Annotated in this window: 18 protein-coding genes; 11 read left to right on the top strand and 7 right to left on the bottom strand. The window is 70.8% G+C overall.

The genetic code is table 11. The features are described 5' to 3' along the window. Window positions 1-34: 34 nt before the first annotated feature. Together SMIR_RS31110 and SMIR_RS31105 are read right to left on the bottom strand one after the other, a co-directional pair. A complete protein-coding gene (locus SMIR_RS31110; protein ID WP_168490221.1) occupies window positions 35-994 on the bottom strand; it encodes a hypothetical protein in 960 nt (319 codons plus the stop codon). 290 nt (window positions 995-1,284) lie between these two features. Then, a complete protein-coding gene (locus SMIR_RS31105) occupies window positions 1,285-2,940 on the bottom strand; it encodes an FAD-binding dehydrogenase (protein ID WP_212727658.1) in 1,656 nt (551 codons plus the stop codon). A 312-nt stretch (window positions 2,941-3,252) separates the two neighbouring features. On the opposite strand from SMIR_RS31105, the gene SMIR_RS31100 reads away from it, so the two are divergent. From SMIR_RS31100 to SMIR_RS31070, 7 genes are all read left to right on the top strand, one after another. Next, window positions 3,253-4,146: a DMT family transporter gene (locus SMIR_RS31100; protein WP_101406058.1), complete on the top strand. Its 894-nt coding sequence runs from the start codon at window positions 3,253-3,255 to the stop codon at window positions 4,144-4,146. Between the two features lie 78 nt (window positions 4,147-4,224). After that, entirely contained in the window at window positions 4,225-4,746 is a 522-nt protein-coding gene (locus SMIR_RS31095; RefSeq protein ID WP_168490223.1) for an NUDIX hydrolase, read from the top strand. 31 nt (window positions 4,747-4,777) lie between these two features. Next, window positions 4,778-5,170 (top strand): YidH family protein, encoded by a 393-nt coding sequence (locus SMIR_RS31090; RefSeq protein WP_168490224.1) that lies wholly within the window; start codon window positions 4,778-4,780, stop codon window positions 5,168-5,170. Continuing rightward, the gene (locus tag SMIR_RS31085) at window positions 5,167-5,505 is read left to right on the top strand and encodes a DUF202 domain-containing protein (RefSeq protein ID WP_248002864.1); all 339 of its coding nucleotides are present in this window, start codon (window positions 5,167-5,169) and stop codon (window positions 5,503-5,505) included. The genes SMIR_RS31090 and SMIR_RS31085 overlap by 4 nt, the downstream gene beginning before the upstream one ends. Before the next feature lie 101 nt (window positions 5,506-5,606). Continuing rightward, the gene (locus SMIR_RS31080) at window positions 5,607-5,903 is read left to right on the top strand and encodes a hypothetical protein (protein WP_168490225.1); all 297 of its coding nucleotides are present in this window, start codon (window positions 5,607-5,609) and stop codon (window positions 5,901-5,903) included. 132 nt (window positions 5,904-6,035) lie between these two features. Beyond that, window positions 6,036-7,058, top strand: coding sequence for a phosphotransferase family protein (locus tag SMIR_RS31075; protein WP_168500931.1), 1,023 nt, complete (start codon window positions 6,036-6,038; stop codon window positions 7,056-7,058). 6 nt (window positions 7,059-7,064) lie between these two features. Continuing rightward, window positions 7,065-8,279: an acyl-CoA dehydrogenase family protein gene (locus SMIR_RS31070; protein ID WP_212727657.1), complete on the top strand. Its 1,215-nt coding sequence runs from the start codon at window positions 7,065-7,067 to the stop codon at window positions 8,277-8,279. A 171-nt stretch (window positions 8,280-8,450) separates the two neighbouring features. On the opposite strand, the gene SMIR_RS31065 is transcribed toward SMIR_RS31070, so the two are convergent. From SMIR_RS31065 to SMIR_RS31055, 3 genes are read right to left on the bottom strand one after another with little or no spacing between them, the layout of a single operon-like run. Next, window positions 8,451-9,044, bottom strand: coding sequence for a TetR/AcrR family transcriptional regulator (locus tag SMIR_RS31065; RefSeq protein WP_168490227.1), 594 nt, complete (start codon window positions 9,042-9,044; stop codon window positions 8,451-8,453). Between the two features lie 56 nt (window positions 9,045-9,100). Further along, a complete protein-coding gene (locus tag SMIR_RS31060) occupies window positions 9,101-10,762 on the bottom strand; it encodes a class I adenylate-forming enzyme family protein (RefSeq protein WP_168490228.1) in 1,662 nt (553 codons plus the stop codon). Further along, complete coding sequence (locus SMIR_RS31055; RefSeq protein WP_212727656.1) at window positions 10,759-11,523, bottom strand: SDR family oxidoreductase; 765 nt, start codon at window positions 11,521-11,523, stop codon at window positions 10,759-10,761. The genes SMIR_RS31060 and SMIR_RS31055 overlap by 4 nt, the downstream gene beginning before the upstream one ends. A gap of 227 nt (window positions 11,524-11,750) precedes the next feature. Here SMIR_RS31055 and SMIR_RS31050 point away from each other — a divergent pair, with 227 nt between their 5' ends. Both SMIR_RS31050 and SMIR_RS31045 read left to right on the top strand, forming a co-directional pair. Next, entirely contained in the window at window positions 11,751-13,001 is a 1,251-nt protein-coding gene (locus tag SMIR_RS31050; protein WP_212727655.1) for an exo-beta-N-acetylmuramidase NamZ family protein, read from the top strand. A gap of 110 nt (window positions 13,002-13,111) precedes the next feature. Then, window positions 13,112-14,446, top strand: a complete 1,335-nt coding sequence (locus tag SMIR_RS31045) for a serine-threonine protein kinase (protein ID WP_168490231.1) — start codon at window positions 13,112-13,114, stop codon at window positions 14,444-14,446. A 34-nt stretch (window positions 14,447-14,480) separates the two neighbouring features. Here the strand turns inward: SMIR_RS31045 and SMIR_RS31040 are convergent, their stop codons facing one another. Further along, window positions 14,481-17,273 carry a penicillin acylase family protein gene (locus tag SMIR_RS31040; protein WP_212727654.1) on the bottom strand — a complete coding sequence of 931 codons (2,793 nt, stop codon included), beginning with the start codon at window positions 17,271-17,273 and terminating at the stop codon, window positions 14,481-14,483. A 360-nt stretch (window positions 17,274-17,633) separates the two neighbouring features. Here SMIR_RS31040 and SMIR_RS31035 point away from each other — a divergent pair, with 360 nt between their 5' ends. Both SMIR_RS31035 and SMIR_RS31030 read left to right on the top strand, forming a co-directional pair. After that, complete coding sequence (locus SMIR_RS31035) at window positions 17,634-18,236, top strand: hypothetical protein (protein WP_168490233.1); 603 nt, start codon at window positions 17,634-17,636, stop codon at window positions 18,234-18,236. 268 nt (window positions 18,237-18,504) lie between these two features. Further along, window positions 18,505-19,572: an RNA ligase (ATP) gene (locus SMIR_RS31030; RefSeq protein WP_168490234.1), complete on the top strand. Its 1,068-nt coding sequence runs from the start codon at window positions 18,505-18,507 to the stop codon at window positions 19,570-19,572. A 66-nt stretch (window positions 19,573-19,638) separates the two neighbouring features. On the opposite strand, the gene soxR is transcribed toward SMIR_RS31030, so the two are convergent. Next, window positions 19,639-20,166: a redox-sensitive transcriptional activator SoxR gene (soxR, locus tag SMIR_RS31025; protein ID WP_168490235.1), complete on the bottom strand. Its 528-nt coding sequence runs from the start codon at window positions 20,164-20,166 to the stop codon at window positions 19,639-19,641. Between the last annotated feature and the right edge of the window lie 56 nt (window positions 20,167-20,222).

The following is a 20,222-nucleotide window of genomic DNA, read 5'->3' as shown; positions in this document are numbered from 1 at the left end:
TCCTTTCGGGTTTCTCGACTTCTTGTGGGTGGGGTCACACCGTGCCGAGGGCGCTGTCGCGGGCGGCACGGAAGGCTTGGTACGGGTCGCGGTCCGGGTACGACCACGGCACCGGGGTGGCGTGCGGGCCGATGCGGTGGAACAGGGCGGCGGCCTCGGCGCCCCGGCCCTCGCAGAACTTGGCGTGGGCGAGGAAGTTGAGGTCGAGGTGGCGGCGGGGGTGGTCCTCGCGCTCCCACTCCAGCCACCAGTCGAAGGCGGCCTTCATCACCTGACGGGCCCGGCGTCCGACCCAGTGCCCGGAGGCGGCCGGGTCGGTGGACTCGCTGCCGGCGCCGGCCAGCACGCGATAGCGCTCGGCGTGCGCGACGACGGGCAGCATCGCGAGCGGAGAGTCGGCGGGCGCCTGTTCGGCCGCCCAGTTCGCGAAGTCGTAGACCTCGTGGAGGGGGTCCTGGCCGGCCTCGGCGCGGCGCTCGGCGAGCCGGGCGACCATCAGGTGGTGGGCGTGGTGGTGCTCGGGATAGCGGTGGCGCACCTCGTCGAAGAGCCGGACCACGTCGCCCTCGCTGCCGCGCGAACGCTCCAGTATCAGCAGGCCGAGCCAGGGGGTCGGGTCGACCGGCGCGAGCGCGGCGGCGGCGTCGCAGGCCTCGCGGGCCCGCTCCGGGCGGTCCTTGCCGTGCAGGACGCGCTGGACGGTGGCGCAGGCGAGGAGTACGGCGGCGTCGGCGGACTCGGGTTCCGCGAGCTGCCAGTCACGGGCCCAGGCGAGGGCGGCGGGCTCCTGGGCGAGGACGGTGACGCGGTGTCCGCGGCGGTCCCAGTCGTCGCCGGTGGCGGCGAGCAGTGCGCGGACCGCGGTCCATCGTCCCTGGGCCAACGAGGTGCGCGCGGCGACGAGTTCGACGTCGTCGAGCGCGGCGTCGAAGGCGTGGACCGCGCGTTTGCGGCCACGGCCGAGGGGAGGAGGGGGTGGCGGGGGTGGCGACACCGCGGGGGTTCCTCACAGACGCGGCTGGTCAAGGGGTGATCACGCACAGCAAACCCTTGGCTGAGGGTTTACGTCAAGGCCGGATTGATCCGCCGAACGATTCAACTTCCCTTGAATGGCGCAGAGTTGATGTTCCCCCACACGCTCTGCGAGACGGGAACCGGCTGGTGGGACAGCTCTCTCCGGGGGCGGGCTCGACTCCCGGCGGGTTTCGGCCGTGACCGGACCCCCGGTTCCCCGGGGGTCCGGTCACGGCCGAAACCCGACCTCGCGACGGCCCCCTGCGAGGGTCAGCTCACCACCTCGGCGGCCGCTCGGCCCGCTGTGCGGCCGGAGAAGAGGCAGCCCCCGAGGAACGTGCCCTCCAGGGAGCGGTAGCCGTGGACTCCGCCGCCGCCGAAGCCGGCGGCCTCGCCGGCCGCGTACACGCCGGAGAGCGGGTCGCCGCCCTCCGTCAGTACGCGCGAGGAGAGGTCGGTCTCCAGGCCGCCCAGGCTCTTGCGGGTGAGGATGTGGAGGCGGACGGCGATGAGCGGGCCCGCCTTCGGGTCGAGGATGCGGTGCGGGGCGGCCGTACGGATCAGCTTGTCCCCGAGGTAGTTGCGGGCGCCGCGGATCGACATCACCTGGAGGTCCTTGGTGAACGGGTTCGCGATCTCCCGGTCACGCGCGACGATCTCGCGGCGCAGCGCGGCCTCGTCGATCAGCGGCTCCTTGGTGAGGGCGTTCATGCCGCGCACCAGGGCGCCCAGATCCTTCTCGACGACGAAGTCCGCGCCGTTGTCCATGAACGCCTTGACGGGGCCCGGTACGTCGGCGCGCGCCCGTCCGATGACGTCCCTGATCGACTTGCCGGTCAGATCCGGGTTCTGTTCCGAGCCGGAGAGCGCGAACTCCTTGCCGATGATCTTCTGGTCGAGCACGAACCACGTGTACTCGTATCCGGTCTTCATGATGTGTTCGAGCGTGCCGAGGGTGTCGAAGCCCGGGAAGAGCGGCACCGGGAGCCGGTTCCCGCGGGCGTCCAGCCAGAGGGAGGACGGGCCCGGCAGGATGCGGATGCCGTGGTTCTCCCAGATGGGGTTCCAGTTCTGGATGCCCTCGGTGTAGTGCCACATGCGGTCGCGGTTGATGAGGTGCGCGCCCGTCTCCTCGGCGATCGCGAGCATCTTGCCGTCGACGTGCGCGGGGACGCCCGCGACCATCTTCTCGGGCGGAGTGCCGAGCCGCTCGGGCCAGTTCGCGCGGACCAGGTCGTGGTTGCCGCCGATGCCGCCCGAGGTGACGATCACCGCCTGCGCCTTGAGCTCGAACGCCCCGGCGACGGTACGGCTGCTGGCCTGCCCGCGCGCTGCGCCCGACGGCTCCAGGATCTCGCCGGTGACCGTGTCGACGGTGCCCGCGCTGCGGGACAGCCCGGTCACCCGGTGGCGGAACCTGAGCTGGACGAGCCCCCGGGCGACCCCGGCGCGCACCCGCCGCTCGAAGGGCGCGACCACCCCGGGCCCGGTCCCCCACGTGATGTGGAAGCGCGGCACGGAGTTCCCGTGGCCGTTGGCGTCGTAGCCGCCGCGCTCCGCCCAGCCGACCACCGGGAAGAAGCGGACCCCCTGCTGGTGCAGCCAGGACCGCTTCTCTCCGGCCGCGAAGTCCACGTACGCCTCGGCCCAGCGGCGCGGCCAGTGGTCCTCGGCCCGGTCGAAGCCGGCCGTGCCCATCCAGTCCTGGAGGGCGAGCGCGTGACTGTCCTTGATCCGCATCCGGCGCTGCTCGGGCGAGTTCACGAAGAAGAGTCCGCCGAAGGACCAGTGGGCCTGGCCACCTATCGACTGTTCCGGCTCCTGGTCGAGGAGAATCACCTTGCGGCCCGCGTCGACGAGCTCCGCGGTCGCGGCGAGCCCCGCGAGGCCCGCTCCGATCACGATCACATCTGCGTCGTAGGCCATGGGCCCGTCCTCTCGGCCTGCCGTCCGTTTCCGGTCGGCTTCTGTCGGCTTCGTCACGAGCCGGCGGCATCGTCGTTGGTTGATGAGACAGTGGTACGGAAGACATCAGGCATCGGCACCGGTCGAACAAGCACGGCCGCCGCTCGACCAGCCGTTGTTACTGATCGGTCAGATCCTTCGGCAAGAGGAGTGACCGAGTCAACTGCCCGGTTCCGGGTACTCCCGTGGGCAGGGCCCGGTCGATGGCACTACAGTCGGCGGGAATACGCGCGCGTGACCCGCTCAGACTCCCGATGTTTCGAGGTACCCAGCGTGTCGGTTCTCGTTCTGATCCTCTCGGTGAGCGCGGCCTGCTGTCTGGGCTTCGGTTTCGTGCTCCAGCAGAACGCCGCCTCGCACGCTCCGCTGAGCGACTTCCTCTCCCCGCGCCTGCTGCTCGACCTCATCCGGGTGCCCCGCTGGCTGGGCGGCATCGGGCTCATGGTGTGCGGCATGATCCTCGGCGCGGTCGCCCTGGGCAAGGGCGAGATCTCCCAGGTGGAACCCCTCCTCGCGACCAACCTGCTCTTCGCGCTCGCGCTCTCCCGCCATCAGACCAAGCACCCCCTGGGCCGCCAGGGCTGGGCGGGCCTCGTCCTGCTCGCGGGCGGGGTCACGGCGTTCATCGTGGCGGGCAAGCCCAAGGGCGGCGACTCGGTGACCGATCCGCTGCGGCACTGGCTGATCATCGGGATCATGATCGGGCTCGCGCTGCTGCTCACCACCTACGCCAAGCGCTCCCGGCTGAGCGCGGCGCCCGTCCTGCTCGCGCTGGCCGCGGGGCTGCTGTACGGCGTGCAGGACGCGCTCACCCGGGTCAGCGGGGAGCGGTTCGGAGCCGGCAGCTGGAGTGAGCTGCTGACCGGCTGGCAGCCGTACGGGGTGCTGGTGCTCGGGGTGACGGGCCTTGTGCTGGTGCAGAGCGCCTTCGAGACGGCGGAGCTGCGGATGTCGCTGCCCGCGCTCACCGCCGCCCAGCCGCTGGCCGGAATCGTGTGCGGCGTGGGCTTCCTCGGGGACGAGCTGCGCACGGACGTGGGGGCACTCACCTGGGAAGCGGCGGGACTCGCGGCGATCGTGGCGGGAATCGTCCTGCTGGGCATGCACCCCGCGATGCCGTCGGGCACCACCAAGACCGAGTCGGTACGGGACCTCCAGCCGCATTGAGGGCGCCCGCCGGCGCCGCGTCGGGCCGCACGGACGGCGCGCACCGCGCCCGACGCCTGCGGCTGCTTGGATGGGGCCATGAGCGCCGCTGACGAGATCCTCGACATCGTGGACGAGAACGACGTGGTCATCGGGCAGTCCCCGCGCGGCGAGGCGTACGCGCGCGGTCTTCGCCACCGCTGCGTGTTCATCCAGGCCAGGGACGCGCGGGGCCGGCTCTTCGTCCACCGCCGCACGCCCACCAAGCTCGTCTTCCCCTCCCTGTACGACATGTTCGTCGGCGGGGTCGTGGGCGCGGGCGAGTCCTACGACTCCGCGGCCCTGCGCGAGGCCGAGGAGGAACTCGGGGTCTGCGGGCTCCCTGGGCCCGTCCCCCTCTTCAAGTTCCTCTACGACAACGGCTCCGGCCAGACCTGGTGGTCGGCCGTCTACGAGGTCCGCTGCGAGCTCCCGGTGGACCCCCAGACGGAGGAGGTCGCCTGGCACGACTTCCTCACCGAGGAGGAGGTGGAGCGGCGCCTGACGGACTGGACGTGGGTGCCGGACGGTCTGGCGGCGTACGAGCGCCTGAAGGACTACCGGGCGACGGGCACCGACTGAGCCCCCGCCGGACCCCGGTAGGGTCGATGACGTGATCGAATTCGTACGGAACGTCCGGCTGTGGTTCGCGCCCGAGGAGGTCCGGCAGGAGGGCGTCACACCCGACTACCGGTTCTCGCTGGCGAACGAGCGGACCTTCCTCGCCTGGCTGCGCACCGCGCTGGCGCTGATCGGCGGGGGCTTCGCCGTGGATCAGTTCCTGCCGGACCTGCGCTGGGGCTGGCGGGTCGGCCTCGCGCTGGCCCTGCTGGCGGCGGGCGTGCTCTGCTCTCTGCGCGCCGTCAATCACTGGGTGCGCTGCGAGCGCGCGATGCGCCGCGGGGAGGACCTTCCCGTGTCGCGCTTCCCGGCGCTGCTGAGCATCGCCGTCGCGATCGTGGCCATCGCGATGGTCGTCGTCGTCCTCGTCGGCTGGGAAGGGTGACCGTGCCCGGCCCGCAGCACCGTGCCGAGCGGGACCCGGGGCTGCAGCCGGAGCGTACGCGGCTCGCGTGGCGGCGTACGACCCTGTCGAGCACCGTCGCCGCGGTCCTCGCGGCGAAGGCGGCACTGCACGGCGGCCCATCGGCGATCGACGTGGCGGCCTGCGCCCTGTGCTGCGCACTGTGGCTGGGCTTCCTGGCGCTCGCGCACCGGCGTATCCGGGTGCTCGCGACGTCCGGCACCGACGGCCCGCCCGCACTCGCACCGCGGCACGCGACGGCGGCGACCCTGTGCACCGTCGCCCTGGCCGTGTGCGCGGTGGCACTGGTGTTCTAAGACGGATCAAATGGGGCTTAATGGTGCAAATAGTGATGGATGCGGATCTTTCTGGCGCTAGCCTGAGCCGTCATTTCACGCCACTCACGAAGGTGAGCATCATGACCACCCTTCACCTGGAGCACCCGACCCACGAGCACACCCACGGCCCGGACTGCGGGCACACCGCCGTGCCGCACGGGGACCACGTCGACTACGCGCACGACGGACATCTGCACCGGGAGCACTCCGGGCACTGGGACGAGTGCGAGCCGAGCGGCCACACGGCGCACGACGAGCACGGCCACCGGCACGGCGAGGGCTGCGGGCACCCCACGGTCGCGCACGGCGACCACGTCGACTACCTGCACGACGGCCACCGCCACGCCGAGCACGACGGCCACTGGGACGACCACTAGAGGCAAGCACGCCCCGGCGTCTCCCCCGGCCCCCGGAGGGAGACGCCGATCACGTTTCGTCCGGGCGCTGGACGACATACCGACTGGTCGGCATCATGGTCATGTCCCGTTTCCCGGCGTGCAGGAGAAATGATGAGTCCCGACCACCCGCCAGGTCTCGACCTCGACCGACTGCGTGGCCTGCTCGACGGCGAGCGGCCCGGTCTGGTGCACGGCCCGCTGACCGGCCGGCTGATCGAGGGCGGACGGTCGAACCTCACGTACGCGGTCACGGACGGCACCACGAGCTGGGTCGTCCGACGGCCCCCGCTCGGGCACGTACTGGCCACCGCGCACGACATGAAGCGCGAGCACCGGGTCATCAGCGCGCTGCACCCGACCGCCGTCCCCGTACCGCGTCCGGTGCTGCTGTGCGAGGACGAGGAGGTGCTGGGCGCGCCCTTCTACGTCATGGAGTTCGTGGTCGGAACCCCGTACCGCACCGCCGAGCAGCTCGCCCCGCTCGGCCCGGAGCGCACCCGGGACGCGGTGCTCGGGCTCGTCGACACGCTCGTCGAACTGCACGCCGTCGACCCCGCCGCCGTGGGCCTCGCCGACTTCGGGCGCCCCGAGGGCTTCCTCGACCGGCAACTGCGCCGCTGGGGCAAGCAGCTGGACGCCTCCAGGAACCGTGAGCTCGCCGGGATCGACGAACTGCACGCCGCCCTCGGCCGTGAGCTGCCGCGCTCCCCCGCACCCTCCGTCGTGCACGGCGACTACCGGCTCGACAACGTGCTGATCGGCGAGGACGACCGGATCAAGGCGATCCTGGACTGGGAGATGTCCACGCTCGGCGATCCGCTCACCGACCTGGGCCTGCTGGTGATGTACAGCGCGCCGCTGGACCTGCCCGACTCCCCCATCAGCACGACCGCCTCGGCCGCCGGGCACCCGGACCCGGCCGAGATCGTCGAACGGTACGCCGCGCGCTCGGGGCGCGACGTGTCCGACGTCGCCTGGTACACCGCGTTCGCCTGGTTCAAGCTCGCCGTGATCCTGGAGGGCATCCACTACCGCTACACGCTCGGCCAGACGGTCGGCGCCGGCTTCGACCGCATCGGTGAACTGGTCCCGTTCTTCATCGAGCACGGTCTGACCACTCTTCAGGAAGGCTGATCCGTCATGGACTTCGCATTCGACGCGCGCACCGAGGAACTGCGCGGGAAGCTGCTCGCCTTCATGGACGAGTACGTCTACCCGGCGGAGGCGGTGGCGGAGGAGCAGCGCGCCTCGCTGGCCTCGCCGTGGGACACGCCGGCCGTGGTCGGGGAGTTGAAGGCGGAGGCCCGCAGGCAGGGCCTGTGGAATCTCTTCCTGCCCGACGCGGAGTACGGCGCCGGGCTCACCAACCTCCAGTACGCGCCGCTCGCCGAGATCACCGGCCGCAGCCCGCACCTGGCGCCCACCGCGCTGAACTGCGCCGCGCCGGACACCGGCAACATGGAGGTGCTCGCGCAGTTCGGCGACGAGCAGCAGAAGAAGCAGTGGCTGGAGCCGCTGCTCGCCGGTGAGATCCGCTCGGCGTTCGCGATGACCGAACCGGAGGTGGCCTCCTCCGACGCCACCAACATCACCACGCTCATCGAGCGCGACGGTGACGAGTACGTGATCACCGGCCGCAAGTGGTACATCTCCGGGGCGATGAACCCCGACTGCAAGATCTTCATCGTGATGGGCAAGACGGACCCGGACGGGCCGGACATCCGCCGCCAGCAGTCCATGGTCCTGGTCCCACGCGACACCCCGGGGCTCGAAGTCCGGCGCGCCATGCAGGTGTACGGCTACGAGGACCACTCCCACGGCGGGCACGCGGAGGTCGTCTTCGACCATGTCCGCGTCCCGGTGAGCAACCTCGTCGGCGAGGAGGGCGGCGGTTTCGCCATCGCCCAGGCGCGGCTCGGCCCGGGCCGTATCCACCACTGCATGCGGCTGATCGGCATGGCCGAGCGGGCGATCGAGCTGATGTGCCGCCGGGCCGTGTCCCGTACGGCCTTCGGCAAGCCGCTCGCCCAGCAGGGCGTGGTCCAGAACTGGATCGCGGACGCGCGCGTCGCCGTCGAACAGCTCCGCCTCCTGGTCCTGAAGACCGCCTGGATGATGGACACCGTCGGCAACAGGGGCGCCCACACCGAGATCCAGGCCATCAAGATCGCCACCCCGCGCACGGTCGTCGACATCCTCGACAAGGCGGTCCAGCTGCACGGTGCGGGCGGTGTCAGTCAGGACTTCCCGCTGGCCGAGCTGTGGGCGAGCGCGCGCACGCTGAAGCTCGCGGACGGCCCGGACGAGGTGCACCAGCGGTCGCTGGCGCGACGGGAGATCAAGAAGTACGTGTGACCGTACGGTCCGGTGGGGCGGTGGCGGGCTTTTCGCCCCCGCCGCCCCTGCCCATTCCCGTCCCCTGGGGGCTGCGCCCCCAGACCCCCGCAAAAGATCGCACGGTTCCCCGCGCTCCTGAAGGGGCGTGGGGAACCGTGCGACAAGCCCTCGCTCACCGCAGCCGAGGGACTACGGCCGCAGCGCGCGCAGCAGCAGGTCCGCCAGGTGGTCGGCGACCTGCTGGGGGGTGAGGGGACCGTTGGGGCGGTACCAGGTCGACAGGTGGTGCACCGAGCCGAAGTGGTAGTCGACGACCAGGTCGGCCGGGGTGGCGGTGGAGAAGACGCCCTTCTTCTGGCCCTCCTCCACGAGCGCGCGGAAGCGTTCGTGGTAGCGGCGGCGCTCGGCGCGCACCTGCTTGTCCTTCTCGGGGCTGAGGTGGTGCATGGAGCGGAAGAAGATCGCCGCGTCGTCGAGGTTGTCGATCGTGGTGACGACGACGTCGGCGGCGGCACCCCGCAACCGCTCCTCGACCGGCGCCTCGGCATCGGCGAACGCGTCCAGCCGCTCCTGCTGAAGCCGCAGCACACGCGCGTACACCTCGTGCAGGAGGTCGTCCTTGGAGCCGAAGTAGTGGTAAAGCGCGCCCTTGGTGACGCCCGCCGCCTCCACGATCTCCTGCACGGATGTGCGGTCGTAGCCCTGCTCGGCGAAGAGCCTGGTGGCGGCGGCCAAGAGCCGCTGCGGGACGGGCGTACCGTCTCCGTCCGTCGTCCTGGGCACTGCCGCCACCTGCCTTTCAAGCGTTTGTCCGGTGAAACGCGTCGTCTACTGGTCGTCTACTGAGAGTCCTGGGGACGGGAACGCAGTTCCCGACGGAGGATCTTGCCACTCGCCGTCTTCGGCAGCTCGGGCAGGATCTCCACATGCCGCGGATACTTGTAGGCGGCCAGTCTCTCCTTGCAGTACGCGGCGAGCGCGTCGGGGTCCTCGTCCGCGCCGGGCCGCAGGCTGATGTAGGCCTTCACGGTCTCGCCGCGGTAGCCGTCGGGGATGCCGACGACGGCCGCCTCCCGGACCGAGGGGTGCGTGTAGAGCACGTCCTCGACCTCTCGGGGCCACACCTTGAAGCCGGACGCGTTGATCATGTCCTTCTTGCGGTCGACGACGTAGAGCCAGCCTTCGGGGTCCATGAATCCGATGTCGCCGGTGCGCAGCTCACCGTCCGGGAAAGTCTCGGCGGTGGCTTCGGGTCGGCGCCAGTAGCCGGGCACGACCTGGGGGCCTCGTACGAGGATCTCGCCCTGTTCACCGAAGGGCACCTCCTGGCCCTGGTCGTCGACGATGCGTACGACCGTGTCGGGGCCCGGCACACCGACGGCCAGCGTGCCGGAGACCGGGTCGACGGGGGCCTCCCGGTGCGGCGGTACGGAGGCACAGGGGGCGGTGCACTCGGTGAGTCCGTAGCCGTTGCGGATGTAGGGCCCGAAGCCCGCCCGGAACTTCTCCACCAGAGCCGGCGGCAGTGGCGCGCCGCCCGAGGAGATGTTCACGAAGGAGGCGAAGTGGTCCGGCGTGACCGCCGGATGCGCCGCGAGTGCCATGAAGGCGGTCGACGGGCCGACCGTGTACAGCGGCCTGTGCTCGGCGAACGCGTCGAGGACGACCCCCGCCTCGAAGCGGTAGGCGAGGACGAGCGTGCCCGCGCTGTTGAGGCAGGCGGCGAGCTGGCAGACCATCCCGGTGATGTGGAACAGGGGCGCCATCGCGAAGTAGACGGGCGCCTCGGGCAGCCCGAGGCCCGTCCGCTGCCGCTCGGCGTTGTACATGATGTTGCCGTGCGTGTTGGTGGCCCCCTTGGGGGTGCCGCTCGTCCCCGAGGTGTAGCTGATCAGCGCGATGTCGGAGGGCTCCGCGTCACGCCCCGCGGGGGCCTTGTGGCCCGCCCGGGCGACCGCCGCCAGGTCGTCGGCGTCCGCGGCCTGTGGCAGCCGCTCGAAGGTCAGCACACGCGCGTCGCCCCGAGTCTGGAAATCCAACTCACAGCCGGTGAGGACGACACTCACGGCCGAGTCGGCGGCCGTCTCGCGCAGATACGACTCCCACGCGCGGTCGGAGCACACCAGGGCGCGTACGTTCGCGTCGTGCAGGACGTGGCGGACCTCTCCCGACTTGTACATCGGGTTGACCGGCACGACGGTCGCGCCCGCCTTCCAGGCGCCGAGCAGCGCGAGCACGAAGTGCGGGGAGTTCTGGAGCAGGATCGCGACGCGGTCACCGCGCTCCAGACCGCGGGCGGCGAGGTGCCCGGCGACGGAGTCGCTCAGCTCGTCCACCTCGCGGTAGCTCAGCCGCCCGTCGAAGTAGGCGAGCGCGGCGCGGTCCGGGGCGTCCGCCACGGCGCCGCGCAGGGCGTGCACCAGGGAGTCGGCCGGGCTCACCGGTCCGCTCTGGGCGTCGTTGAGGAGGGCCACCCAAGGGCGGTCGGCGTAGGTGGTCACCGGGTCGCCTCCCACTTCTGCTGGATGTGGTTCATGTTCGACAGCCAGTGGTCCGGTTGGGTGGCGCGCACCTGGTAGTACCCGGCGACCTCGGGGTGCGGCAGGATCAGGAAGCGGTCCTCCTCGATCCCCGCGAACAGCGCGTCCGCGACGGCCTCCGGCTCGATGGCGGTCGGCTGGAGGACCAGGTCGCCCGCGCTGCCGGTGGCGTCGAGCATGTCGGTGCGCACGCCCTGCGGACAGATCGCGTGCACCTTCAGACCGCGGTGGCGGTACGTCAGCGACAGCCACTCGGCGAAGGCGTACGCACCGTGCTTGGTGACGCTGTAGGGCGCGGCGCCGATCATGGTGAGCAGTCCGGCGGCGGAGACGGTGGAGACGAACCGGCCACTGCCGCGCTCCAGCCAGGCCGGGAGCAGCTCCTGGGCCGCCCGGACGTGCGCCATCACGTTGACGTCCCAGGCGAGCGCCCAGACCTTCTCGTCGGCCGACTCACTGCCGGCCGAGGGGAGGCCCGCGTTGGCGCAGTAGACGTCGATGGTGCCTCCGAGGGCGTCCCGGGCCTCGGCCACGATCGCGGACGCGTCGCCGGGAACCGCGATCGCCCCGATCTCCTCGGCCACGGCCTTCGCCTTGGCGGCCTCCAGGTCGTTGACGACGACCCGGGCCCCCTCGGCGGCGAATCGACGGGCCAGCGCGGCCCCGATGCCGCCTCCGGCCCCGGTGACGACCACTCCCGCATCCTGCACGGCTTCCACCATCGGTCTCCTTCGACACGACGCGACACAACACGGCTCAGCTGCGACCCCAGACTAACCAGTCGGTATGTAGCGAGGGAAGGGGTGCCCCTCGGGGGCGCCGCGCTGTGGCGTTGATGCGGCTCCGCCGCGTCGGCACGACAAGCCGCGACCGGCTCGCTGCTTACGAACGACCTGCGGGAGCGCCTACCGTGCCCGTGCCAGCCTTCCGCGATCACGGAGGTCCCCCCATGCGCCCTTCCCGCCGAGCCCTCCTCACAGCCACAGCCACGGCCACCACCACAGCCGCCCTCGCGGCAACCCCCACCACCCTCGCCACGACCTCCCATGCCAACCCCCTCCGCACCGGCTTCGAGCAGCTCCAGGCGAGCGGCTACGCCGCCCTCCAAGGACGGCGCGTCGGCGTCGTCACGAACCCCACCGGCGTCACCAGAGACGTTCGTCACATCGTCGACGTCATGCACGCCGACCCCCACGTCGAGCTGACCGCCGTCTTCGGCCCGGAACACGGTTTCCGCGGCACCGCGCAGGCCGGCGGCTCCGAGGGCCGCTACGACGACCCGGCGACCGGACTCCCGGTCTACGACACGTACCTCAAGAGCGGCAAGCCTCTCGCCGACGTCTTCACCGCCTCCGGCGTGGACACCGTCGTCTTCGACATCCAGGACGTGGGCGCGCGTTTCTACACGTACATCTGGACGCTGTACGACTGCATGGAGGCGGCCCGGCTCGCGGGCAAGCGCTTCGTGGTGCTGGACCGGCCGAACCCGGTGACCGGACGGGCCGCCCAGGGCCCGGTACTGCACAAGGAGTTCGCGACGTTCGTCGGGCGGCAGCCCATCGCGCAGACGCACGGGATGACGGTGGCGGAGCTGGCGCGGCTGTTCAACGGGGAGTTCCTGGCGGCGCCGGTGGAGCTGACCACCGTACTGATGTCGGGCTGGAAGCGGTCGGACTTCTACGACGCCTCCGGCCTGCCCTGGGTGCCGCCGAGCCCGAACATGCCGACGGCCGACACCGCCCTGGTGTACTCCGGAACGTGTCTCTTCGAGGGGACGAACCTGTCGGAGGGGCGCGGTACGACCCGCCCGTTCGAACTGCTGGGCGCGGAGGGCATCGACGGCCGATGGGCTCTGGAGGCGAACGGGCTCAAGGTCCCGGGCGTGCGCTTCAGGGAGGCGTATTTCGCTCCGACCTTCTCCAAGTTCCAGGGAAAGACGATCGGCGGCGTGCAGATCCATGTGCACGACCGGGCCGCGTACGACCCCGTCCGCACCGGAATCGCGCTCCTGGTGACCGCCAAGAAGATCTGGAGCGGCTTCGCCTGGCGCTCGGACGACTGGATCGACAAGCTGACCGGCTCCACGAGCGTGCGCACGATGATCGACGCGGGGGCGACGGCCGACGAGGTCGTGGCCGCCTGGCAGGACGAGTTGAAGGCCTTCCAGCGGATCCGGAAAGAATATCTTCTCTACGGATGAGCGGAAAGAACTTCTTTTCCCCGGTTGGGTCGTGACGTATGGCCAATCTTCGCCCCCGGTAGGACGATGCGCCCACATCGCACCGCCTTCGGGGGACGAGGGGGCTTGCCATGGCGGATCCGGCAGTCAGTGTTTCTCCCTACTGGGAGCTGACCTTCGACGCGGACGGGGACGTGGGCGGCCGGGAAAGGGACCGGCTGCTCGCGGAGGTGCCCCGGCGCGGAGTGCGTGATCTGATCGTCTTCGCGCACGGCTGGAACAACGACCGTTCCGGCGCGACCCGCCTCTACAGCCAGTTCTTCGCGCCCGTCCCCGACCTCGCGCCGCACGCGCGTCTGGGCTACGTCGGTGTGGTGTGGCCCTCGATGCGGTTCTCGGACGAGCCGATCCCCGATTTTCCCCGGTCGGTGGTCGCCGCGGTCTCCACCGACGCGCCCGCCGCCGCCCGCGCCGCGCTCGACAAGGACACCCGGCACGCGCTCCTGGAGGTGTTCCCGGGGCGGGCCACGGTCGTCGAGCAGATCGCGCGCCTGCTGGACCAACAGCCGGACGAGGGAGCCTCGTTGGAGGAGTTCGGGCGTCTGGTGCGGCTGCTCGTGGAGGTACCGCCGCAGGGACCGCAGGCCGCCTTCGCCGCGGACACGCTCGGGGAGGGCGCACCGCAGGGCGACCCCGCGATGCTCTTCGGGGACACGGCCACGGTGTGCGGCGAGTTCGCCGAGGCGCTGGCCGGGATGGCGGCTCCCGGCGAGACCTTCGCGCTGCCGCGGCCCTGGGACGGGGCGCGCGAACTGCTGCGCCAGGCCACCTACTACGCCATGAAGCGGCGCGCGGGCACGGTGGGTGAGCGTGGGCTCGGGCGCGCGCTCGGGCAGCTCGCGGCCGCCGCGCCCGGGGTGCGCGTGCACCTGGTCGGGCACAGCTTCGGCGGACGGCTCGTCTCCTTCGCACTGCGCGGACTGCCTGAGGGCGTGCGCACGGTGAAGTCCGTGACGCTGCTCCAAGGGGCCTTCTCGCACTACGCGTTCGCCGCGCAACTGCCCGGCGACCCGCGGACGAGCGGCGCGCTGCACGGTCTGCACAGCCGCGTCGACGGCCCCCTGGTGTGCTGCTACTCCCACTTCGACACGGCGCTCGGCACGATCTATCCGCTGGCCTCCCGGATGGCGGACGACGACCGTTCGGTGCTGGGGATCGACCTCGACCCCGGACATCTCCTGGGTGCCCGCTGGGGCGCGATGGGACACGACGGGGTGCAGGCGGTGGAGGGCACGAAGACGTTCACGCTCGCCGACGCGCTGCGCGCGCAGCTGCCGGTGTCGGGGTGCGTGAACGTCGACGCGTGCGCGGTGGTGAACCGCGGCGGGCCCCCGTGCGGGGCCCACAGCGACATCTGCCACCGGGAGCTGGCCCAGGTGGTGCTGGCGGCGGGCCGCGTTCAATGACCCGCCGCCGGGGAGTCTCCGAAGCGCCCCGGGGTCACCGGTGCGACGTGTACTCCACCACCTGCTGGTAGGTCGGCCGATTCTGCCAGGTGATCTTGCCGTGCTTGATACCGCCGAGCGTCCGCTGGACGATCGAGTCGGCACACCACTGGTCGCCCGCCGAGCACTGGTCGTCGCCCGGGTAGACCTGGGCGGCGGTCAGACCGGCGGCCGTCTTGAGCGTGCTGATCAGGGCGTCCCGGCAGGCGCTGAGGCTGCCGCCGCCGCAGTACTTCTGCGACAGTCCGCCCTGCACCGACTCACCGAGGACCGCCCGGATGTCCTTGTCGACATAGCTCCACCAGCCGTACTGGAAGGAGCTTCCGGCGTGCGCGCCGGTCGGGCCGTGCGCGGCCGACGGGGACTCGTCGATGGGCAGGTTGTTGGAGAAGGCCGTGTACAGGTCGGTGCCGAGACCGGGTTCGAACTCGGCCTTCACCAGCAGCGGCCACCAGGCGTCCAGGATGCGGATCGCGTCGGCGTTGGCGTAGGCCTTCGAGCCGGCCGAGGTCTCCTTGCGCTTGGCTCCGGCCGTCACCCAGTCGGACAGCTTGGTCACCGCCGCCGCGGCCGTGGTGTCCGTGACCGTCGAACTGTTGATGACCTTGAGCAGCTTCGGCAGCACGTCCTCGGCCCGCAGATCGGCCAGCGCGGCGTCGGCCATCGCCTTGGTGAGCGAGGACCTGGTCACCCCGCCCGCGGCGACCAGCTTCTTCACCCGGTCCTCCAGGAGGTTCCCGCGGTGCACGGAACCGTCGCCCCAGGGGGCCGTGGTGTAGTCCTTGGCCTGCTTGTTGTTCCAGGAGATGTAGTAGTCCTGGTCGATGGAGTTGGGGTGTGCGGACGGCGGGGTGTACGAGGCGGTGTTCGTCGTCGGGTCCCAGTTCTGCCACTCGTACGCGGCCTGCGCCCAGACCGGGAACTCGGCGTCGACGCCGGCCGCCCGCACCGGGTTGTCACCGCTGTTGTAGTACGCGGTGTGCGAGGAGTCGGCGTAGAACCAGTTGAAGGTGTAGTTGATGTGCTGCACCGCGCTCTGGAACGTCCCCGGGCTCTTCACGTAGTCCGGGTCGTTGAGCATCTGGAAGCCGATGATCGAGTCGGCCTCGTGCATGTAGGAGGAGCGCAGGGTCGTGTACGCGACCTTCTTGCCGCCGACCGTCGCGCGGTACTCCACGGGACCGTACTTGGTCCGGTAGACCTGCATACGGTACGAGCCCGCCGCGGTGCCGTCGGCCGTGGTCGGCTTCCAGGCGTTGGTCCGCTCGACCTTGTCCATGGCGGTGCAGGTGCCGTGGTACAGGTAGTGGATGTCGTCCTGGCACAGTTCGACGGCGTACGTGTCGATGATGTCCTGGCCGGAGGTCGTCGCGCTCCAGGAGTAGTCCTGGCCGCGGCCGAGTTCGACGTACATGCTCAGGCCCGCGAAGGAGGCGCCGCGCGCGCTGAGGCCTGGTCCCTGGATTTCCTGGAGCATGAGGAGCTGTGGCGCGAAATAGCCGGTCTGCGGCCCGAAGACGGCGATGGGGTGACCGCTGGCGGTGTACTTGCCGCTCACCACGAGGGCGTTGGACATCCCGCGCTTCGCGGAGGTGAGGGTGGTGGCGGCCGCCGTCGCCGAGGCGCTGGTGGCGGTGGCGGTGGCCGCGCTGCCGGTGCGGTCGTAGACCAGTGGCTCCTGGGTCACCGAGCCGGCGTCGGGCAGGGCCTCGCCCTGCGCGGTGTCGGGCTTCGAGGCGTACGGGAAGCTCTCGCCGTTGTGGACGGTGAGCACCGCCTCGGGGTCGTTGCGCTCGCGGAAGGACTCCCAGACCTTGGTGCCCTCGGTCACGCCGTACTTGGACTGGGCGGCCAGCAGCGAGATGGCGTTGTTGACCTCGCCGCCGCCTCCGGAGCCGAAGAGCGAGCCGATGACGGAAGCCAGCGCGACCAGGTCGGTGATCTTGAAGTGGTCGATGGTGCCGGCGTTGGTGATGGAGTCCTTGTGGCCGGTCAGGACGTACTCACCGGGGAAGTAGCGGCCGCTGTCGGAGGCGTCGATGTACGCGTTGATGCCGTCGATGTAGGCGTTGGCGTCGGCGAGGGCCTGCTGACCGCGGGCGCCGTTGTTCGCGATGGCGTTGTCGATCTGGGTCTGCAGATCGGCCTCGGCGTAGGGCGCGTTGCGCCAGAACTCCTGCTCCAGGCCCTGGTTGGAGGAGGCCCCACCGGCGAAGGAGGTCAGCTGGCCGCGTCCGACGTGCCGGAAGACGTCCATCAGCCACAGCCGGTCCTGGGCGGCGGCGTACCCGGCGCCGTACTCGGTGCCGTAGCGGGTGGTGCCGGTGATGTGCGGCACACCGGTCTTCTTGTCGCGGACGATCGTCACGTCGGTGCGTCCGCCGGGTGCGGTGGTGGAGGCGACCTGGTCGGAGGCGACCCCGAAGGACGCGTCGTTGAAGAAGTCGTTGATCTTGGCGTCGGTGAGCGTGGCGGCGCCCGAGGCCAGGTTGCTGTAGGGGCCGAGCTGGTCCTCGGCGTGGTCGGGCTGGATGCCGAAGGCCTGGTTGAGGAGGATCTGGGCGAGGGTGGCGTTGCCGTTCTGACCGGGCGGGAGGATGTCGGAACACTGGCCGCCGCAGTAGTCGTTGGCGGCGAGCGCGGCCGTGCTGTCGGCGGCCGCCGCCTGGGTCAGCGGGGACAGCAGGGCGGCTATGAGAGCACAGATGGATGCCGCCCCCAGGAACTTGGGGAATCTGCGGGGAGTTCTCAGTCTGTCGAGTGCGGTGCGTGCGGTGCGCCGTGGCATGGCTGCTCCTACCGACGGGGGTGGGCCGGACGTTACCGCCGGTATCCCCGAGTTGGAAGATGAACATGCGTCAACTTTTCAACGATCACTGAGCTGTTCAGAGGTCACGAGCCGTTTAGAGATCGACGGGTCATGCGGATCCGGCGACACCCCGGCATCCCGGCCCACAGGCTTTTCAACAGGTGGCTGACAGCGAGGGGAGGTAGGCCGGAGGGAGTAGTTCGGCCGGTGACTTATGGCGCTCATCGGAAATTGGATGGAGCCGAATCGCGTGTCGATACGTCTACTCGGCGACGTCCCTGGGACGGCAACGCCGAAGTGACCGAAGTACAGGTGCAGGTGTGACGGAGGTGCAGGGCGATGGCGGGTTTTCGGAGTCTGGCGAGACAGGCGCGAGATCCGAGGAATGATCTGGCACTGCGACGCTATTCACTGCGCAAGTGCCTGGAGAGGTTCGCCCCTTACGGGCATCGGGCGACCTGGGACCATCTCTGTTCCCGGGCCGGGTTCGGTCCCGAGGACCGGTCCCCCGATCCAGCGCGGCTCGTGGCCGCACTGGACGAGTTGGAGGAGGCCCGCTCCGTCTGGCTCGCCTACGAGGTCGAGTTCGCCCAGCGCCGCAAGAAGGAGAAGCACGACGGGCTGCGCCGGCCGGGCAGCGTGGACGACTGGCATCGGCTGACCTGGGGCGGATTCGGCGTCGCGTGGTGCGACGATCCACGGATCCACCCCCACGAATCACTGGCCGAGGTGCTGCGCCGGCTGATCGCCGCGCTGGAGCGCGAGCCGGGCACGGTCTGTCCGGTCTGCACCGGTGAGCGCCTCACCTGGAAGTACGACCTGGCCCACGAACCGTCGTCGGGTCCCGTCTGCACGGATTGCGGAATCGTCGTACCGCGGCCCGTTCTCACGCCCGAGGCGCTGGCGGAGGCCAGGCGCGGGCGGTTGCTGGTCTCTGCGTGAGCGCTCCGCCGGGTTGAACGGGGGGCGGGGGCCGGGGTCGGCCGGGTTACGGGAACTGCGGGTGAGTCGTCGGCTGCGGGGTCATGTGTGGCTGGGCGCGCAGTTCCCCGCGCCCCTGGCGGGGCGCTGACCTCGACGGGGGCGCCACTGAAGACACCCGGTGGCCGACGCTAGCAGGCGCAAATCCGTTCGCTCCAGCTCTTTCTCCTCGGGACAGTTGGGCTCGATGAAACCCCGTTGAGGTACCCGCGGAACCCGAGGAGTCCCGATGTCGACGCTGCGCGTCACCGCCGAAGTGCTGACCGTCCATGAGCATCCGAACGCCGACGCGCTCGAACTGGCCCAGGTGGGCCTGTACCGAGCCGTCGTCGCCAAGGGCGCCTACCGCACCGGCGAGAGTGCCGTCTACATCCCCGAGCAGTCCGTGCTCCCCACCACTCTCATCGAGGAGCTGGGCCTGACCGGACGCCTCGCGGGCCCCGGTTCGGACCGCGTCAAGGCCGTACGCCTGCGCGGTGAGCTGTCGCAGGGCATCGTCTGCCGCCCGAAGGCGCTGGCCGACGTCGACCTGGCGCGGGCCGCCGCGGACGGCACCGACTTCGCCGAGGCGCTCGGCATCGTCAAGTGGGTGCCGCCGATCCCGCCCACCATGAACGGTGACGTCGAGTCCGCGCCCGATCTGCTGCCCTGGGTCGACATCGAGAACATCCAGCGGTACCCGGACATCTTCGCGCCGGGCGAGAACGTCGTCCTGACGGAGAAGCTGCACGGCTCGGCCTGCCTGCTGACCCACGTCGCCGACCAGGACCGCGTGTACGTCTCCTCCAAGGGCTTCGGCGCCAAGTCCCTAGCCCTCAAGGAGGATCCCCGCAATCTGTACTGGCGCGCCGTCCACGCCCACGGCGTCGCGGCGGCCGCGGCCCGGCTCGCCGAACGGCTCGGCGCCCGCCGGGTCGGCATCTTCGGCGAGGTGTACGGGGCGGGTGTGCAGGACCTGTCGTACGGCGCCGACGGCCGCCGCGAGTCCCTCGGCTACGCCGTGTTCGACGTGTCCGCGGAGATCGCCGGCGAGGTCCGCTGGCTGGACGCGGCGGCGCTCCTCGACGGCGAACTGCCGCTGGTGCCACGGCTGTACGAGGGCCCGTACGACATCGACCGCGTCCTGGAGGTCGCCTCGGGCCGGGAGACCGTGTCCGGGCGCGCACTGCATCTGCGGGAGGGCGTCGTGATACGCCCCGCCGCCGAGCGCTACAGCCCGGTGACCGGCGGCCGGGCCATCGCGAAGGCGGTCAGCCCGGCGTATCTGACGCGCAAGGGCGGCACGGAGTACGAGTGACGGGCGGCCGGGGCGATCGCGGCACGAGAGCCGGTTCCGCCCGGCCACGGGGCCGAGGGGTGCCCCTCAACAGCACTCCTCGGCCGTCTGCTGCGACTGCTGCGACCCCGGTGACTGCCGCGGCTTCGGCCGCGCGGTGACGCGCTCCACCATGAGCCGGGAGCCCGCCTGACGCTCGCCGAAGACATCGTCCGGGTTGGACAGCACGCAGTTCTCGAGGGACAGACAGCCGCACCCGATGCAGTCGGTCAGGTGATCCCGCAGCCGGCTCAACTGCTTGATCCGGTCCTCCAGTTCGGAACGCCAGGCCTGCGACAGCCGGGCCCAGTCCTCGCGTGTCGGGGTGCGCTCCTCGGGGAGTTCGGCGAGCGCCTCGCGGATGGTGGCGAGGGGGATGCCGACGCGTTGGGCGGCCCGGACGAAGGCGACACGGCGCAGCGCGTCGCGGTGGTAGCGGCGTTGGTTGCCGGTGGTGCGCCGACTGCTGATCAGGCCCTTGGACTCGTAGAAGTGCAGGGCGGAGACGGCGGCGCCGCTGCGGGCCGACAGCTGGCCGACGGTCAGCTCGTGGATCTTCTCAGGGATCTGGGGCACCCCTCCAACCCTACCTACTTCGTCACACGTCCGGTCCGTTGACATGCGCCCCGCGC

Origin of the sequence: Streptomyces mirabilis (assembly GCF_018310535.1) — a bacterium.
In the GTDB taxonomy this organism is placed as follows: Bacteria; Actinomycetota; Actinomycetes; order Streptomycetales; family Streptomycetaceae; genus Streptomyces.
Note: the sequence above shows the minus strand (reverse complement) of the source record. Positions and strands in the feature narration are given on the sequence as shown.

What these genes read in the sequence shown, in the direction of transcription:
- SMIR_RS31105 (WP_212727658.1), bottom strand. Translation starts at nt 2,940, where the DNA reads ATGGCCTACGACGCAGATGTGATCGTGATCGGAGCGGGCCTCGCGGGG.
- SMIR_RS31095 (WP_168490223.1), top strand. Translation starts at nt 4,225, where the DNA reads ATGAGCGCCGCTGACGAGATCCTCGACATCGTGGACGAGAACGACGTG.
- SMIR_RS31080 (WP_168490225.1), top strand. Translation starts at nt 5,607, where the DNA reads ATGACCACCCTTCACCTGGAGCACCCGACCCACGAGCACACCCACGGC.
- SMIR_RS31075 (WP_168500931.1), top strand. Translation starts at nt 6,036, where the DNA reads ATGAGTCCCGACCACCCGCCAGGTCTCGACCTCGACCGACTGCGTGGC.
- SMIR_RS31070 (WP_212727657.1), top strand. Translation starts at nt 7,065, where the DNA reads ATGGACTTCGCATTCGACGCGCGCACCGAGGAACTGCGCGGGAAGCTG.
- SMIR_RS31055 (WP_212727656.1), bottom strand. Translation starts at nt 11,523, where the DNA reads ATGGTGGAAGCCGTGCAGGATGCGGGAGTGGTCGTCACCGGGGCCGGA.
- SMIR_RS31050 (WP_212727655.1), top strand. Translation starts at nt 11,751, where the DNA reads ATGCGCCCTTCCCGCCGAGCCCTCCTCACAGCCACAGCCACGGCCACC.
- SMIR_RS31045 (WP_168490231.1), top strand. Translation starts at nt 13,112, where the DNA reads ATGGCGGATCCGGCAGTCAGTGTTTCTCCCTACTGGGAGCTGACCTTC.
- SMIR_RS31040 (WP_212727654.1), bottom strand. Translation starts at nt 17,273, where the DNA reads ATGCCACGGCGCACCGCACGCACCGCACTCGACAGACTGAGAACTCCC.
- SMIR_RS31035 (WP_168490233.1), top strand. Translation starts at nt 17,634, where the DNA reads ATGGCGGGTTTTCGGAGTCTGGCGAGACAGGCGCGAGATCCGAGGAAT.
- SMIR_RS31030 (WP_168490234.1), top strand. Translation starts at nt 18,505, where the DNA reads ATGTCGACGCTGCGCGTCACCGCCGAAGTGCTGACCGTCCATGAGCAT.